This is a genomic window from Actinophytocola sp. NPDC049390 (assembly GCF_044466355.1).
Classification (GTDB): domain Bacteria; phylum Actinomycetota; class Actinomycetes; order Mycobacteriales; family Pseudonocardiaceae; genus Actinophytocola.
Window position 1 is genome coordinate 263,605 of the sequence record NZ_JBITMQ010000003.1, and the last position, 14,595, is coordinate 278,199.

Genomic DNA, 14,595 nt, shown 5'->3' on the forward strand with positions numbered 1-14,595 from the left:
CCCGCCCCGCCCCCCCCCCCTCTCCCGGGGGGGGGGGGGGGCGCCGCCCCCCCCCCCCGCGCCCCCCCCCCCCCCCCCCACAACTCGATGTGCCCGAGAACGCGACTCGCGGTGTCTGTGAGCGCGACTCGCGGGGTTAGCGGGTGGCTACCGCTGCTTCTGCTGCTGCCAGCCACTCGCGCCACTGGGCGGCCTGGGCCTCGGCCTGCTCGGCGCGGCGCTTGTCGCCTGCCGCGCGGGCCTTGGCGGCCTGGGCCTCGAACTGCTCGACCCGCTCGCGGAACTGCGCGGCGCGTGCCTCCGCCTCCGGGTCGGTGCGTCGCCACTGGGCGTCCGCGGCCTGCCGGACCTTCTCCTCGATCGAGCGCAGGCGGCCCTCCAGCTCACGGATTCGGTCGCGGGGGACCTTGCCGATCTCCTCCCACTTCTCCTGGATCCGGTGCAGCTGCGACCGGGCGGCGTCGAGGTCGGCGGACGGGTTGATCTTCTCCGCCTCGACCAGCAGCGCCTCCTTGCGCTTGCCGTTCTCCACCAGCTCGGCGTCGCGCTCGTCGAAGACCGCCGACCGCCGGGAGAAGAACCTGTCCTGCGCGGCGCGGAACTGCTGCCACAGCGAGTCGTCGGCTTCCTTGGGCGCGCGGCCCGCGGCCTTCCACTCGGTCATCAGCTCGCGGTAGCGCGCCGCCGTGCCGCCCCAGTCGTCGGAGTCGGACAGCTCCTCGGCGAGCTTCACCAGCTCCTGCTTGCGCTCCTTGGCCCCCGCCCGCTGCCGGTCCAGCTCGGCGAAGTGCGACCCGCGCCTGCGGTTGAACGTGTCGCGTGCCTTCGAGAACCGCTTCCACAGCGTGTCGTCGGTCTTGCGGTCGACGCCCTTGACCGTCTTCCACTCGTCGAGGATCGCGCGCAGCCGGTCGCCCGCGGCCTTCCACTGCGTGGACGACTCGGCGATCTTCTCGACCTCCTCGACCAGCGCCTGCTTGCGGGCGACCGCGGCCTGCCGGGCCTCGTCGCGCGCGTGCTTGACCGACTCGACGGCCTCCTGCGCCTTGGCCAGCACGTAGTCGACCCGCGCGGTCAGGGCGTTCAGGTCACCGACGAGCGCCGCGTCCTTCAGGCTGTCCTTGATGTGCTTGGCGCTGGTCAGGCTGTGCTTGGGGTCGCCGGAACCCGCCTTCAGCCGTGCCTCGAGCAGCTCCACCTCGGTGCGCACGTCGTCGAACCGGCGCGCGTAGTGCGCGAGGCCCTCGGCGGGCTCACCCGCCTGCCACGAGCCGATCGCGCGGTCGCCGTCCTCGGTCTTCACGTACACCGTGCCGTCGGCGTCCACCCGGCCCCACTTCTCCGGGTGCGCCGACGCGGCGGCGACCGTCGGCGCCGAGGGAGCGGGTGCGGAGGGCGCTGGTGCGGCAGGCGCCGCGGCCGGCTCCTCGGTGCTCGTGGTGGTGCTCGTGTCCGCGCTGATGTCCCTGTCCGTCATGGCCCGTTCCTCCCGCTCGCGTGCCCGCTGACGGTCTTCCCGTCGCGGACGCCCCGCTTTCGCGGGGCCTGGCAGTGTTCGGTGCCGGACGCGTCGAATCGCACAGCACCCGCGCGCATTCAAACAGGTCACGCCGCGCCTCGGTACTCCACGGCCGACACAGAGTGCGACGGACAGCGCAGGGTGACGTCGTGAGCCCGGAGAGTTCACCTTCCTCACCCGATAGGTAGCCTCGGTTCCCGTGATCGTCCGTGCCGCCGTCGTCCCGCACCCGCCGCTCCTCGTGCCGGAGCTCGTCGCGGGCACCGACGCCGACGTGACCGCCGTCCGCGCCGCCTGTCTGGCGGTCGCGACCCGGCTGACCAGCGCCGCACCGCGCTGGCTCGCGGTGGGCTCCGGCCCGGTCGGGGTGCTCGGCCCGGACGCGGTCGGTACGTTCGCCGGTTTCGGCGTGGACGTGGTGGCACGCATGAGCGACGCCGCCGCGCGCCCACCGGACCCCGCGATGCCGCTGTCCGCGCTGGTCACGGCCTGGCTGCGGGCACAGGTGGGTGCACGGGACGTCACCGTGCACCTCGTGCCCCCCGATCTGTCCCCGGACGACTGCCACGCGCTGGGCGAACAACTCGCGGCCACGGCCGAACCGGTCGGCCTGCTGATCGCGGGCGATGGTTCCCACCGGCACGGCGACCGCGCCCCCGGCCGACCGGACGACCGGGCGGGACCGTTCGACGACGCCGTCCACGACGCCCTCGCGAGCGCCGACGCGAAGGCCCTCATGGCGCTCGATCCCGTCGTCGCCGACGAACTGGGCGCGGCGGGACGCGCGCCGTGGCAGGTCCTCGCCGGTGCCATGGGCCAGGCCGAGTGGACCTCGGACGCGCGGATGACGATCCCGTTCGGGGTCGCCTACCACTTCGCGGTGCTGGACCCGGTCTCATGAGGGCGGTGGCGATCGTCGGCCCGACCGCGACCGGCAAGTCCGCACTCGCGATCGCGCTCGCCCAGGAGCTGGGCGGGGAGGTGGTCAACGCCGACGCCATGCAGCTCTACCGCGGTATGGACATCGGCACCGCGAAGGTCACCGAGGAGGAACGCGAGGGCGTCCCGCACCACCTGCTCGACGTCCTCGACGTCACCGACACCGCGTCCGTCGCCGCCTACCAGCGCGATGCCCGCGCGATCGTCGAGGACCTCCTCGACGCGGGCCGCGTGCCGATCCTCACCGGTGGCTCCGGCCTGTACGTGCGCGCGGTCCTCGACGACCTGGACTTCCCCGGCACCGACCCGGACATCCGCGCCCGCCTCGAACAGGAGCTGACCGAGACCGGCACCCACCACCTGCACGCCCGGCTGGCGAAGCTCGACCCGGTCGCCGCGGCCGCGATCCTGCCCAGCAACGGCCGCCGCGTGGTCCGCGCGCTGGAGGTCATCGAGCTGACGGGCCGCCCGTTCTCCGCGACCATGCCGCGCCCCGGCCCGGCCCGCTACGACACGCTGCAGCTCGGCCTCGACCTCGCCACCGGCGAGCTCGACCGCCGCGTCGACCGGCGCGTGGACCTGATGTTCGCCCACGGCCTGGTCGACGAGGTCCGTGAGCTGGAGAAACAGGGGTTGCGGGTCGGTCGCACCGCGTCCCGGGCGCTGGGCTACCAGCAGGTCCTCGACCAGTTCGACGCCGACCACGACATGGCCGCGGCCGCCGCGGCGACCGCGCAGGCCACCCGCCGCTTCGTCCGCCGCCAGCGCTCGTGGTTCCGCCGCGACCAGCGCATCCACTGGCTCGACGCGGGCGAGGAGAACCTGCCAGGCGCCGCGCTCGCCCGGTGTCTAGCCTGACCACGTGGGCATTTCCTTCCTGAAGGGCCACGGCACCGAGAACGACTTCGTGCTGTTGCCCGACCCCGGCGGCACGCTCGACCTGACCACGGCGCGGGTCCGCGTGCTCTGTGACCGCCGTGCGGGCGTCGGCGCGGACGGCGTGCTGCGGGTGGTGCCCGCCAAGTCGGTCGACGACCGGCCCTCGGACGTGCCCGACGACGTGTGGTTCATGGACTACCGCAACGGCGACGGCTCGATCGCCGAGATGTGCGGCAACGGGGTGCGCGTGTTCGCCCGCTACCTCGTCGACGCGGGCCTGGTCAGCGAACGCGAGTTCGCCATCGGCACCCGCGCCGGTGTCCGGACGGTCACCGTCGACGAGCAGGTCACCGTCGGCATGGGGCGGGCCCGGGTGACGGGATCGTCGCTGGCCACGGTGGGGGGCGCGTCGGTCGCCGGGGTCGCCGTGAACGTCGGCAACCCGCACCTGGTGTGCGTGCTGGAGGACGCCGACAAGCTCGCGTCACTGGACCTCAGCGTGCCGCCCGTGTACGACCCGGACGTGTTCCCGGATGGGGTGAACATCGAGTTCGTGGTGGTCGAGGCCCCGGACCGGCTCCGCATGCGAGTCCACGAACGCGGGGTCGGAGAAACCCGATCGTGTGGCACCGGAACCGTCGCGGCGGTCACCGGAGTGCTTTACGGACGCGGTGAACACAGCGGCGCGGCCACGGTCGACATTCCGGGTGGCCGTGTGCGGGTGACCGTCGACCCCGAGCGGTCGACCCTGTCCGGACCAGCGGTTTTCGTGGCTCGCGGCGAGCTGGACCAGGCCTGGTGGGACGGTATCGGGGAATAACCCGGTCGATCCGGACGCTGAAACATGGGACTATTCATGGGACAGCGAAACCGGAAAGACGGAGGCGTTCACCACGTGACAGAGAATCTCAATCATCAGCAAGCCGACGACGGGTTGACTGACCTGGCTGAGTTCTCTGTCGGTGAACTCGAGCTCTCCGACCGCGCCGCGCTGCGGCGTGTGGCCGGGCTGTCGACCGAACTCTCGGACATCACCGAGGTCGAGTACCGGCAGCTGCGGCTGGAACGGGTCATCCTCGTCGGCGTCTGGACCGAGGGCAGTGCCGCTCAGTCCGACGCGTCGCTGGCGGAACTCGCCCGGCTCGCGGAGACCGCCGGTTCCGAGGTCCTCGAAGGGCTCGTGCAGCGGCGGGACCGGCCCGACCCGGCCACCTACATCGGCTCCGGCAAGGTCAACGAGCTGTCCGGCGTGGTCGCGGCGACCGGCGCCGACACGGTGATCTGCGACGGTGAGCTCTCGCCGTCCCAGCTGCGCCAGCTGGAGGCGAAGCTCAAGGTCAAGGTCATTGACCGCACCGCGCTGATCCTGGACATCTTCGCGCAGCACGCGCGGTCCAGGGAGGGCAAGGCGCAGGTCGAGCTGGCACAGCTGCAGTACTTCCTGCCACGCCTGCGTGGCTGGGGTGACGCGCTGTCCCGCCAGGCCGGTGGTCGTGCCGGCGGCGGCAACGGCGGCGTGGGTCTGCGCGGTCCCGGTGAGACCAAGCTCGAGACCGACCGGCGCCGCATCCGGCACAAGATCTCCAAGCTGCGCAAGGACATCGCCGCGATGGGCACCGTGCGTGACACGATGCGCAGCCAGCGGCGGGCCAACCTCGTGCCGAGCGTCGCGATCGCCGGGTACACCAACGCGGGCAAGTCGAGCCTGCTCAACGCGCTGACCGGCGCGGGCGCTCTGGTGGAGGACGCGCTGTTCGCCACCCTGGACGCCACCACGCGCCGGACCACCACGCCGGAGGGGCACGTCTACACGCTGACCGACACCGTCGGGTTCGTGCGGCATCTGCCGCACCAGCTGGTCGAGGCGTTCCGCTCCACGCTCGACGAGGTCGCCGACTCCGACCTCATCCTGCACGTGGTGGACGGCTCCGACCCGAACCCGGAGTGGCAGGTCGAGGCCGTGCGCGAGGTGCTCGGCGAGATCTCCGACCGGCGCGACGAGGCGCTGCCCACCGAGCTGGTCGTGGTCAACAAGACCGACGCGATGGACCAGCTGTCGCTCACCAGGCTGCGACACCTGCTGCCCGGCGCGGTGTTCGTGTCCGCGCACTCCGGGATCGGGATCCCGGAGCTGCGGGAGCGGGTCGCCGAGCTGCTGCCGCGGCCGCACATCGAGGTCGACGTGCTCGTGCCGTACACGCGGGGTGAGCTCGTGGCCCGCGTGCACCGCGAGGGCGAGGTGCTCTCCGAGCGCCACACCGAGCACGGCACCGAGCTGTCCGCCAAGGTCAAGCCCGACCTGGCGGGGGCACTGGAGTCCTATCTCGTCAACGGCACGTCCGCCTGACGGGCGCCCCCTGGGCCGCTACCGTGGGTTTCGTCCACGGGGCCAGGGGGAGGAGTGCCGGTGCGGTCGGTGACGCTTGCGTTCTTGGTGCCGCTGGGGTTGCTCGTGGCGACCCCGGCGGCACTCGCGGCACAGGTGCCCACGCCCGTCGCGGCGTGCACCGTCACCGATCCCGAGCTGGGTGAACTGTCCGGGTTGGCGGCCGACGACGGCCACTGGTACGCGACCAACGACGGCGGCACCGCGGCCACCGTGTTCGTGCTGGGCAAGGACTGCCAGGTCGAGGACGTGGTCACCGGCGCGATCGATCCGTACGACGTCGAGGACATGGCCCGCGCGAAGGACGGCACGTTCTGGCTGTCCGACACCGGCGACAACGACAACGACCGCGAGACCGTCGCCCTCATCTCCCTCACCCCCGGCGGCGAGTCGACGCTGTACCGGCTCACGTACCCGGACGGCAAGCACGACGCCGAGGCGCTGCTGCTCGACCCGGCGGGCACCCCGTTCATCGTCACGAAGAGCGCGCTCGGTACCGCGGACGTCTACCGACCCGCCGGCCCGCTCACCTCACCCGGCCCGACACCGCTTCGGCATGTTCTGGCGGTACGGCTGAACAGCACCGACACGCCGGGCGGCCCGGTGCCGGGCGTTGTCGGTTCGGTGACCGTGACCGGCGCGGCGACCAGCCCCGACGGTACGGCGATCGCGTTGCGGACCTACACCGACGCGTACCTGTTCCCGATGGAGGACGGCGACGTCGTGGGTGCCCTGTCCGCGAAGCCGGTGCGGATACCGCTGCCGAACGAGGTGCAGGGCGAGGCGATCGCGTTCCAGCCGGACGGGTCGCTGCTGTCGGCGTCGGAAGGCGTCGGCGAGCCGGTCAACGTGGTCGCGGGCGCGGCGCGGTTGGTCGCACCGGAACCGGCGCCGGAAAAGCCGGAACCGGCGTCGGCATCGGACAGTACGGAATCGTCACCCGCCACGGAGGGGCTACCGGCAATACCGGCGACCGTTGTGACGGTAGTCGTGGTCGCGGGTGTGTATTTGCTGTTCCGTGCGCTGCGTCGCCGTAAGGCGTATTGACGAAAAAACCGCGGCGATCGTGCGGGAGGCTGCTGCCACGATCGCCGCGGGTTGGTGCTTTTCGTTCGTCGGCGTGCGGCGCGCCGACGACCCTTTTCTCTTTCTAGAGCCTGCGCATCACGGCGACGACCTTGCCGAGAATGGTGGCGTCGTCACCGGGAATGGGTTCGTAGGCCTCGTTGTGCGGCAACAGCCAGGCGTGCCCGTCCTTGCGCTTGAACGTCTTGACCGTCGCCTCGCCCTCGATCATCGCGGCGACGATCTCCCCGTTGTCGGCGGTGGGCTGCTGGCGCACCACCACCCAGTCCCCGTCGGTGATCGCCGCGTCGACCATCGAGTCACCGGCGACCCGCAGCAGGAACAGCGAACCCTCGCCGACGATCTCCTTGGGCAGCGGGAACACGTCCTCGACGGCCTCTTCGGCGAGGATGGGTCCACCAGCGGCGATACGCCCCAGCACGGGCACGTACGCGGCGGTCGGCGTGGCGATCGCGACCTCCGCGGTGGTCGCCTCGGTGGGCGTCGCCTCGGCCGTGGCCGCGCGCACGGTGGCCGGGTCGACGTCCGCCGGGAGGACCCCGATCGCACGCGGCCGGTTCGGGTCCCGCCGCAGGTAGCCCTTCTGTTCCAGCGCCCGCAGCTGGTAGGCGACGGACGAGGTCGAGGTCAGCCCCACCGCCTCGCCGATCTCGCGGACGCTCGGGGGGTAACCGAACCGCTCCACCCACGTCCGGATGACGTCGAGGACCTCTCGCTGCCGGACGGGAAGCTCCTCACCGTCGGCCTGGTCCACGTCGGGGAAACTGCGTAGGTTGCCCCGCAACGGCTTCCTCTTCGGGACGCCCTTCGGTATTCCTCCTGGTTTGCGTGGCACTGCATGCCTCCCTGCGCGCCGGGTGCCCACGTGGCGCCCGGAATGTTCGTGTGCGTCTTCGACGTTATCCGTAGGCCACCTGGAGATCAAACACCTGTTCGACGACACGCCGGGCGGGTCTCGTTTTTTGCCGGTGCCCCGTGGTACAAAATCGCACGAAGGTTCGATCGAACGACTGTTCGAGCTTCGAGCAGGTGTTCGAGAGTGGTCAGGAGACGGTCATGAGGGTGACGGCGCACAGGTCGAAGGTGGAAGCGCAGGTCCCGGCCCCGCGGGTGGAGCGGCCGACGCCCGTGCGCGTCGTGCGGCGCGCACCGGTTCACCGGCCGCCGACCCGTCGGCGCGCACCCGCGGCGGGTGCGCCCAGGGTGGTCGCCTCGTGCGCGCCGCGCAGGCCCCGGTTGTCCGCCGTCTGGGTGACGGCGGTGGCCTCGATGGCGGCCGCCGCCGTCTACGGGCTGGGGGCGCTGTCGAGTGCCGTCGAGCCGTCGGTCCCCTCGGAGACGACCGTCGTCCGGGTCAAGCCGGGGGAGAACCTGTGGGAGCTCGCCGGGCGGGTCGCGCCCGGCTCGGACGCCTCGGCTGTCGTGGACCGGATCCGCGAGTTGAACGGCGTGGACGGTGCCGTGCGGCCCGGTCAGCCGTTGACCGTGCCGTTCGAGGGCTGAGGCCGGCTCTTCGAACGTTCTCCCCGCGTCGTCTGTTCGCGGACCGCCGGATTCGGCGGTCGCGCTTAGCGCACCCGCCTTCGTTCGCTGCCCAGTACCCCTCCTCCGTGTCGCCTCCGCGCTGTGGCAATCTCGCGCCCCGACGAGGCCCTCGACACGCGACGCTCCGGGCGTCTCCGTCGTGGCGTCACCCTCCCGGTGACCGCTTCGAACCGGACAGCTACCCGCGGTGGCATTCCTCACGGCATGTCCCCGGACCGCGTGTCGCCCCTCGTGTCGACTTGCATCATGTGGCGTCTAGGCATACCGTCGACCCCAACATCTAGTAGTTACAACGCTGTAGTTAGTCCACAGGTTGGGGTGGACTTGCCCACAGGTTGTCCACATGTCGATCACCAGATGGGGGTGACCCATGCGTTGTCCGTTCTGCAGACACTCGGACTCCCGGGTGGTCGACTCACGTGAGGTGGACGAGGGACAGGTCATCCGGCGCAGGCGGTCCTGCGCCAAGTGCAGCCGACGGTTCACCACCGTCGAGGAGGCCGTCCTGGCCGTGGTGAAGCGCTCGGGCGTCACCGAGCCCTTCAGCCGCGAGAAGGTGGTCAACGGGGTGCGGCGCGCCTGCCAGGGTCGCCCGGTCGACGAGGACGCCCTGCAGCAGATGGCGCAGAAGGTCGAGGAGTCGATCCGGTCGACCGGCGCCGCCGAGGTGCCGAGCAACGAGGTCGGCCTCGCGATCCTCGGCCCGCTCCGGGAGCTCGACGAGGTCGCCTACCTGCGCTTCGCCAGCGTCTACCGCAGTTTTTCGTCCATTGAGGACTTCGAGAAGGAGATCGCCGGGCTGCGGCGTGCGGTCGAGCCGGGCGATGTGCTCGACGGTTCGCTCCGCAAGCTCCGCGAACAAAGCAAATGAGCAAGAGCCGTACACGACGGCGTAACGGGGTTGGCAAACGATCACGGCGGACGGTGGGTCCGTACACGGGAGCGAACGTGCCCACGCCACAACGTGCGAGTAACGAGGGAGAGGTCATGACGGAGACGGTGGGGACCGACAAGGAGGCCGCGACACCGCAGCGGCTGACCGTGCGGCGCGTGTACACGACCGAGGGCGTGCACCCGTACGACGAGGTCACCTGGGAGCACCGCGACGTGGTGATGACCAACTGGCGCGACGGCACGGTGAACTTCGAGCAGCGCGGCGTCGAGTTCCCCGAGTTCTGGTCGGTCAACGCCACGAACATCGTCACCAGCAAGTACTTCCGCGGCGCGGTCGGCACCCCGCAGCGCGAGCACTCCCTGCGCCAGCTCATCGACCGGGTCGTGAAGACCTACGTGGACGCCGGCATCGAGCACGGCTACTTCGCCACGCAGGACGACGCCACGATCTTCGAGCACGAGCTGGTCTGGATGCTGCTGCACCAGGTGTTCAGCTTCAACTCGCCGGTCTGGTTCAACGTCGGCACGTCGTCGCCGCAGCAGGTGTCCGCCTGTTTCATCCTCGCGGTCGACGACACCATGGACTCGATCCTGAACTGGTACCGCGAGGAAGGCCTGATCTTCAAGGGTGGTTCCGGCGCGGGCCTCAACCTCTCCCGCATCCGCTCCTCCAAGGAGCTGCTGTCCTCCGGCGGCACCGCCTCCGGCCCGGTCTCCTTCATGCGCGGCGCCGACGCGTCCGCGGGCACCATCAAGTCCGGTGGCGCCACCCGCCGCGCCGCGAAGATGGTCGTGCTCGACGTCGACCACCCCGACGTCGAGGAGTTCATCGAGACCAAGGCCAAGGAAGAGGAGAAGATCCGCGTCCTGCGCGACGCGGGCTTCGACATGGACCTCGGCGGCGCCGACATCACCTCGGTGCAGTACCAGAACGCCAACAACTCGATCCGCGTGTCCGACGAGTTCATGCACGCCGTCGAGTCGAACGGCCAGTTCGGCCTGCGTTCCCGCACGACCGGTGAGGTCATCGAGGAGGTCGACGGCAAGGCGCTGTTCCGCAAGATGGCGCAGGCCGCGTGGGAGTGCGCCGACCCGGGCATCCAGTACGACAGCACGATCAACGACTGGCACACGTGCCCTGAGTCGGGCCGCATCACCGCGTCGAACCCGTGCAGCGAGTACATGCACCTGGACAACTCCAGCTGCAACCTCGCGTCGCTGAACCTGATGAAGTTCCTGCGCGAGGACGGCACGTTCGACGCGGAGCGCTTCGCCCAGTCGGTCGAGCTGATCATCACCGCGATGGACATCTCGATCTGCTTCGCGGACTTCCCGACCGAGCCGATCGCCGACACCACCCGCAAGTTCCGCCAGCTGGGCATCGGCTACGCCAACCTGGGCGCGCTGCTCATGGCGACCGGCCACGCGTACGACTCCGAGGGCGGCCGCGCCCTGGCGGCGAGCATCACGTCGCTGATGACCGGCACCGCCTACCGTCGCTCGGCGGAGCTGGCCGGCGTGGTCGGCCCGTACGAGGGCTACGCCCGCAACGCCGAGGCGCACCAGAAGGTCATGCGCAAGCACGCCGCGGCCAACGACCTGATCCGCACCTACCACCACAACGACGTGACCGTGCAGCGGCTGGCGACGCAGGAGTGGCAGCGCGGCATGCAGATCGGCGCCGCCAACGGGTGGCGCAACGCGCAGGCCTCGGTGCTGGCGCCCACGGGCACGATCGGCCTGATGATGGACTGCGACACCACCGGCATCGAGCCGGACCTGGCGCTCGTCAAGTTCAAGAAGCTGGTCGGCGGCGGCTCCATGCAGATCGTCAACCAGACCGTGCCGCGTGCGCTGAAGGCCCTGGGCTACCAGGACGAGCAGATCGAGGCGGTCGTCGAGTACGTCGCCGAGCACGGCCACGTCATCGACGCCCCCGGCCTGCGCAGGGAGCACTACGAGGTGTTCGACTGCGCCATGGGTGAGCGGTCCATCGCCCCCATGGGTCACGTGCGCATGATGGCCGCGGTCCAGCCGTTCATCTCGGGCGCCATCTCCAAGACGGTCAACATGCCGGAGGCGGCGACCGTCGAGGACGTCGAGGAGATCTACTTCCAGGGCTGGAAGCTGGGCCTGAAGGCCCTGGCCATCTACCGCGACAACTGCAAGGTCGGCCAGCCGCTGTCCGCGGGCAAGGGCGCCAAGGCGGACGCCGAGCCGGAGAAGGTCGTCGAGTACCGCCCCGTCCGCAAGCGCCTGCCGAAGAAGCGCCCGTCCCAGACGGTGTCGTTCACGGTCGGTGGCGCCGAGGGCTACCTGCACGCGGGCAGCTACCCCGACGACGGCCTCGGCGAGATCTTCGTCAAGCTGGGCAAGCAGGGCTCCACGCTCGCGGGTGTCATGGACGCGTTCAGCATGTCGATCTCGGTCGGCCTCCAGTACGGCATCCCGCTGGAGTTCTACGTCTCGAAGTTCCAGAACCTGCGCTTCGAGCCGGCCGGCATGACCGACGACCCGGACGTCCGCATCGCCACGAGCGTCCTGGACTACCTGTTCCGCAGGCTCGCGCTGGACTACCTGCCGTACGAGAAGCGCGCGCAGCTGGGCATCTTCACGGCGGACGAGCGCTCGGCCCAGCTGAACAACGACTACAGCCCGTCGGGCGACATGGACATCGAGGCCATGCGCAGCACGGTCGACGCCAGCCCGGCCCGCCCGGCCGTGGAGGCGTCGAAGCCGGAGGTCAAGGAAGCCCACAGCTCCACCGAGCTGCTGGAACTCCACCTCGGCAAGGCCGCCGACGCCCCGCTGTGCATGACGTGCGGCACGAAGATGCGCCCCGCGGGTTCGTGCTACGTCTGCGAAGGCTGCGGTTCGACGTCCGGCTGCAGCTGACCTGACGAACGGAAGCGGGGGAGTCGCCATCCGGCGGCTCCCCCGCTTCCGTGTGAACCGGTTGCTACGACCGCGTCGACGCCGTCGTGATCTGCCTGCGCCGCGCGACCAGTGCCACTCCCGCCAGCACGGCGAGGGCCAGCAGCAGCCACGCGTCCGACCCACGACCACCCTCGGCGCGATCGAGGTAGTGGTTCGCGGCGTGGAAGAGGTTCGTGAAGCCGAACCCGACGAGCGCCACCGTCAGCACGTCACGTGACCACAGCGCGGCCAGCATCATGAGCCCGATGGCGATCTGGAACACGCCCGCGTCGTGCAGGAAGTGGTCGTGGTCCGGCCAGTTCGCCCACTCCGCGAAGCCGGCCGGATCGAGCCGGCACCACAACCCGATACCGACCATCATCGCGGCGCCCAGCAGTGTCACGCCCCAGACCAGGTGTTTCATGCCGGTAGGACGGGGACACGGCCGGGAACGTGACAGTCCATTACCCAACCAGAACCTTGTTCTAGAACTTTGTTCTGGTTAAGCTTCGTCGTCATGCGGACCGCGGTGGTGACGGGTGGCAATCGGGGCATCGGTTACGCCGTGTGCGAAGCCTTGGTGGGCAAGGGTTTCCGCACTGTCGCGGTGGTCCGGAACGGCGGCGCGCCACCCGGTGTCGAGGTCGTGCGCGGTGACCTGGCGAACAGGCGCACGGTCGACACGCTGGCATCGGCGCTGCGTGACACGTGCGACGCCATCGACGTCCTCGTGCACAACGCGGGCATCTGGCCGACCCGCCTGCGGCACAACGACGACGGCATCGAGGAGTCCTTCGCCGTCAACCACCTGGCGCCGTTCCAGCTGAACCTGGCGCTGGCGGACCGTGTCCGTCGCGTCGTGCAGGTCAGCGCGGGCCTGTACGTGAAAGGCCGCGTCGACCTCGAACGCACCCCGTACGGCAGGGACTTCCACCGCATGCGCACGTACTGCGACACGAAACGCGCGAACCTGCTGCTCGTGCCGCTGTTCGCGCGGCGGTGGCAGGATGCGGGCGTGACCATCGACGCCGTGCACCCCGGCGTGATCCGCACCGACCTCGGCGACCCGGGCGGCGTGCTGGGCGCCGTGCTGCGCGTGGTGAAACGCCGCTGGGCGTCCCCTGCCGAGGGTGCCGTGCCGATCGTCCGCCTCGCCGACGACACGGGCAGTGGCCGCTACTTCGACGTCGACACCGAGGGCGCGCTGCCGGACGGCCCCGCGCAGGCCCTGTGGGACCAGGCTCGGGAACTGACCGGTGCCGGTTAAGCAGCGGCGCGGTGAGGAGACGAAGCAACGTCTCCTGGACGCGGCGCTGGCCGTCCACGCGTCCGGTGGCGTGGAAGGCTTCACCGTGCACGCGGTCGTCGCGGAAAGCGGGTGCAGCCTCGGCAGCCTGTACCACCACTTCGGCAGCTTCGACGGTCTCGCCGCCGCCCTCTACAGCCGCTGCATGGCGGGGCTGCTCGACGACATCGTCGCCGCGCTGACCAGGGCACGCACGCCACGATCCGGAGTCCGTGCGGTGGTCACGGCGTACCTGGGGCACGTCGCCGAGCACGCGGACGGCGCGCGGTTCATCCACGCCTCGGCGTACGCGGCCTACCTGCCCGCGCACGCCGAGATGATCGCCGCGATGAAGGCGCCCCGCATGGCCCGCATGGCGGAGTGGCTCGCGCCTCACATCGCGGCGGGCGCGGTGGTCGACCTGCCGGACCCGCTCATCGAGATGCTGCTCATCGGCCCGGTCGCGGAGCTGTCCCGCCGCTGGCTGAACGGCGCCGACGTCGACCTGGCCCGTGCGGCGAAGCTCCTGCCGGACCGGATCTGGGCGTCGCTTCAGGCGTAGATCCCGGCGCGTGCCGCGTGCGCGACGGCCGCCGCCGACTGGTCCGCCAGCTCCGTCGTCGCCAGTTCGCCCGCGATCACCACCCGGAAGAAGAACGGTGCGACGGCTGCCTTCACCACCGCGCCCGCGTCCGTTCCGGCGGGTACCTCGCCGCGGGCGACCGCCCGCGTGACCACCTCCTCGGCCCGCCTGTGCCGCTCGGCGTAGAAGGCGTGCAGGGCGGCCGCCGCGCGCTCCGACTGGAACGCCGCCGCGACGAACGCCGTCTGCGCGGCCGCGAAGGTCCGCACCACCTCCCGGGCCAGTTCCCGCAGGTCGCCGTCGAGTGAGCCGGTGTCCGGCGGTGCCCAGTCGTCCTCGTCCGCGAGTGCCAGTGCGTCGACGACCAGCCCGTCCACGCCGCCCCAGCGCCGGTACACGGTCGTCTTGTGCACGCCCGACCGCGTCGCGACCGCCTCCACGGTCAGCCCGGCGTAGCCGTGTTCGGCCAGCTCGGCGAGGGTCGCGTCCCGCACCGCCGCCCGGTTCCGGGCGGTCCGGCCGCCCGGCCGGGAACTCGGTTGCACCCCTGAAGCGTTCATGGC

General features: G+C 70.8%; 14 protein-coding genes. 10 read left to right on the forward strand and 4 right to left on the reverse strand.

Annotated features, from left to right (window positions below; all coding sequences use genetic code 11):
- Positions 1–136: 136 nt before the first annotated feature.
- Positions 137–1,477: a DUF349 domain-containing protein gene (locus tag ACIBVP_RS12245; RefSeq protein ID WP_396106132.1), complete on the reverse strand. Its 1,341-nt coding sequence runs from the start codon at positions 1,475–1,477 to the stop codon at positions 137–139.
- A gap of 241 nt (positions 1,478–1,718) precedes the next feature.
- Here ACIBVP_RS12245 and ACIBVP_RS12250 point away from each other — a divergent pair, with 241 nt between their 5' ends.
- The 5 genes from ACIBVP_RS12250 to ACIBVP_RS12270 all read left to right on the forward strand — a co-directional run bounded on the left by ACIBVP_RS12250 (position 1,719) and on the right by ACIBVP_RS12270 (position 6,770).
- Positions 1,719–2,420: a class III extradiol dioxygenase subunit B-like domain-containing protein gene (locus ACIBVP_RS12250; protein WP_396106133.1), complete on the forward strand. Its 702-nt coding sequence runs from the start codon at positions 1,719–1,721 to the stop codon at positions 2,418–2,420.
- On the forward strand, positions 2,417–3,316 hold the full coding sequence (gene miaA, locus ACIBVP_RS12255) for a tRNA (adenosine(37)-N6)-dimethylallyltransferase MiaA (RefSeq protein WP_396106134.1): 900 nt from the start codon (positions 2,417–2,419) through the stop codon (positions 3,314–3,316). Before ACIBVP_RS12250 ends, miaA begins: the two co-directional genes overlap by 4 nt.
- Before the next feature lie 4 nt (positions 3,317–3,320).
- Positions 3,321–4,157 (forward strand): diaminopimelate epimerase, encoded by an 837-nt coding sequence (dapF, locus tag ACIBVP_RS12260; RefSeq protein WP_396106135.1) that lies wholly within the window; start codon positions 3,321–3,323, stop codon positions 4,155–4,157.
- Positions 4,158–4,232: 75 nt separating this feature from the next.
- Positions 4,233–5,684, forward strand: coding sequence for a GTPase HflX (gene hflX, locus ACIBVP_RS12265; RefSeq protein ID WP_396106136.1), 1,452 nt, complete (start codon positions 4,233–4,235; stop codon positions 5,682–5,684).
- Positions 5,685–5,744: 60 nt separating this feature from the next.
- Positions 5,745–6,770: a hypothetical protein gene (locus ACIBVP_RS12270; RefSeq protein WP_396106137.1), complete on the forward strand. Its 1,026-nt coding sequence runs from the start codon at positions 5,745–5,747 to the stop codon at positions 6,768–6,770.
- 103 nt (positions 6,771–6,873) lie between these two features.
- Here ACIBVP_RS12270 and lexA read toward each other — a convergent pair whose 3' ends face one another.
- Positions 6,874–7,563 carry a transcriptional repressor LexA gene (lexA, locus tag ACIBVP_RS12275; protein ID WP_396106138.1) on the reverse strand — a complete coding sequence of 230 codons (690 nt, stop codon included), beginning with the start codon at positions 7,561–7,563 and terminating at the stop codon, positions 6,874–6,876.
- A gap of 302 nt (positions 7,564–7,865) precedes the next feature.
- On the opposite strand from lexA, the gene ACIBVP_RS12280 reads away from it, so the two are divergent.
- From ACIBVP_RS12280 to ACIBVP_RS12290, 3 genes are all read left to right on the forward strand, one after another.
- Complete coding sequence (locus ACIBVP_RS12280) at positions 7,866–8,312, forward strand: LysM peptidoglycan-binding domain-containing protein (RefSeq protein WP_396106139.1); 447 nt, start codon at positions 7,866–7,868, stop codon at positions 8,310–8,312.
- Positions 8,313–8,724: 412 nt separating this feature from the next.
- On the forward strand, positions 8,725–9,225 hold the full coding sequence (gene nrdR, locus ACIBVP_RS12285) for a transcriptional regulator NrdR (RefSeq protein WP_396106140.1): 501 nt from the start codon (positions 8,725–8,727) through the stop codon (positions 9,223–9,225).
- Positions 9,226–9,341: 116 nt separating this feature from the next.
- Positions 9,342–12,143: a vitamin B12-dependent ribonucleotide reductase gene (locus ACIBVP_RS12290; RefSeq protein WP_396106141.1), complete on the forward strand. Its 2,802-nt coding sequence runs from the start codon at positions 9,342–9,344 to the stop codon at positions 12,141–12,143.
- Between the two features lie 64 nt (positions 12,144–12,207).
- Here the strand turns inward: ACIBVP_RS12290 and ACIBVP_RS12295 are convergent, their stop codons facing one another.
- Complete coding sequence (locus ACIBVP_RS12295) at positions 12,208–12,588, reverse strand: hypothetical protein (RefSeq protein WP_396106142.1); 381 nt, start codon at positions 12,586–12,588, stop codon at positions 12,208–12,210.
- A 93-nt stretch (positions 12,589–12,681) separates the two neighbouring features.
- Here ACIBVP_RS12295 and ACIBVP_RS12300 point away from each other — a divergent pair, with 93 nt between their 5' ends.
- Both ACIBVP_RS12300 and ACIBVP_RS12305 read left to right on the forward strand, forming a co-directional pair.
- Positions 12,682–13,431, forward strand: a complete 750-nt coding sequence (locus ACIBVP_RS12300; RefSeq protein ID WP_396106143.1) for an SDR family NAD(P)-dependent oxidoreductase — start codon at positions 12,682–12,684, stop codon at positions 13,429–13,431.
- A complete protein-coding gene (locus ACIBVP_RS12305; RefSeq protein WP_396106144.1) occupies positions 13,421–14,011 on the forward strand; it encodes a TetR/AcrR family transcriptional regulator in 591 nt (196 codons plus the stop codon). The genes ACIBVP_RS12300 and ACIBVP_RS12305 overlap by 11 nt, the downstream gene beginning before the upstream one ends.
- Here ACIBVP_RS12305 and ACIBVP_RS12310 read toward each other — a convergent pair.
- Entirely contained in the window at positions 14,002–14,592 is a 591-nt protein-coding gene (locus ACIBVP_RS12310) for a TetR/AcrR family transcriptional regulator (RefSeq protein WP_396106145.1), read from the reverse strand. The genes ACIBVP_RS12305 and ACIBVP_RS12310 overlap by 10 nt on opposite strands.
- Between the last annotated feature and the right edge of the window lie 3 nt (positions 14,593–14,595).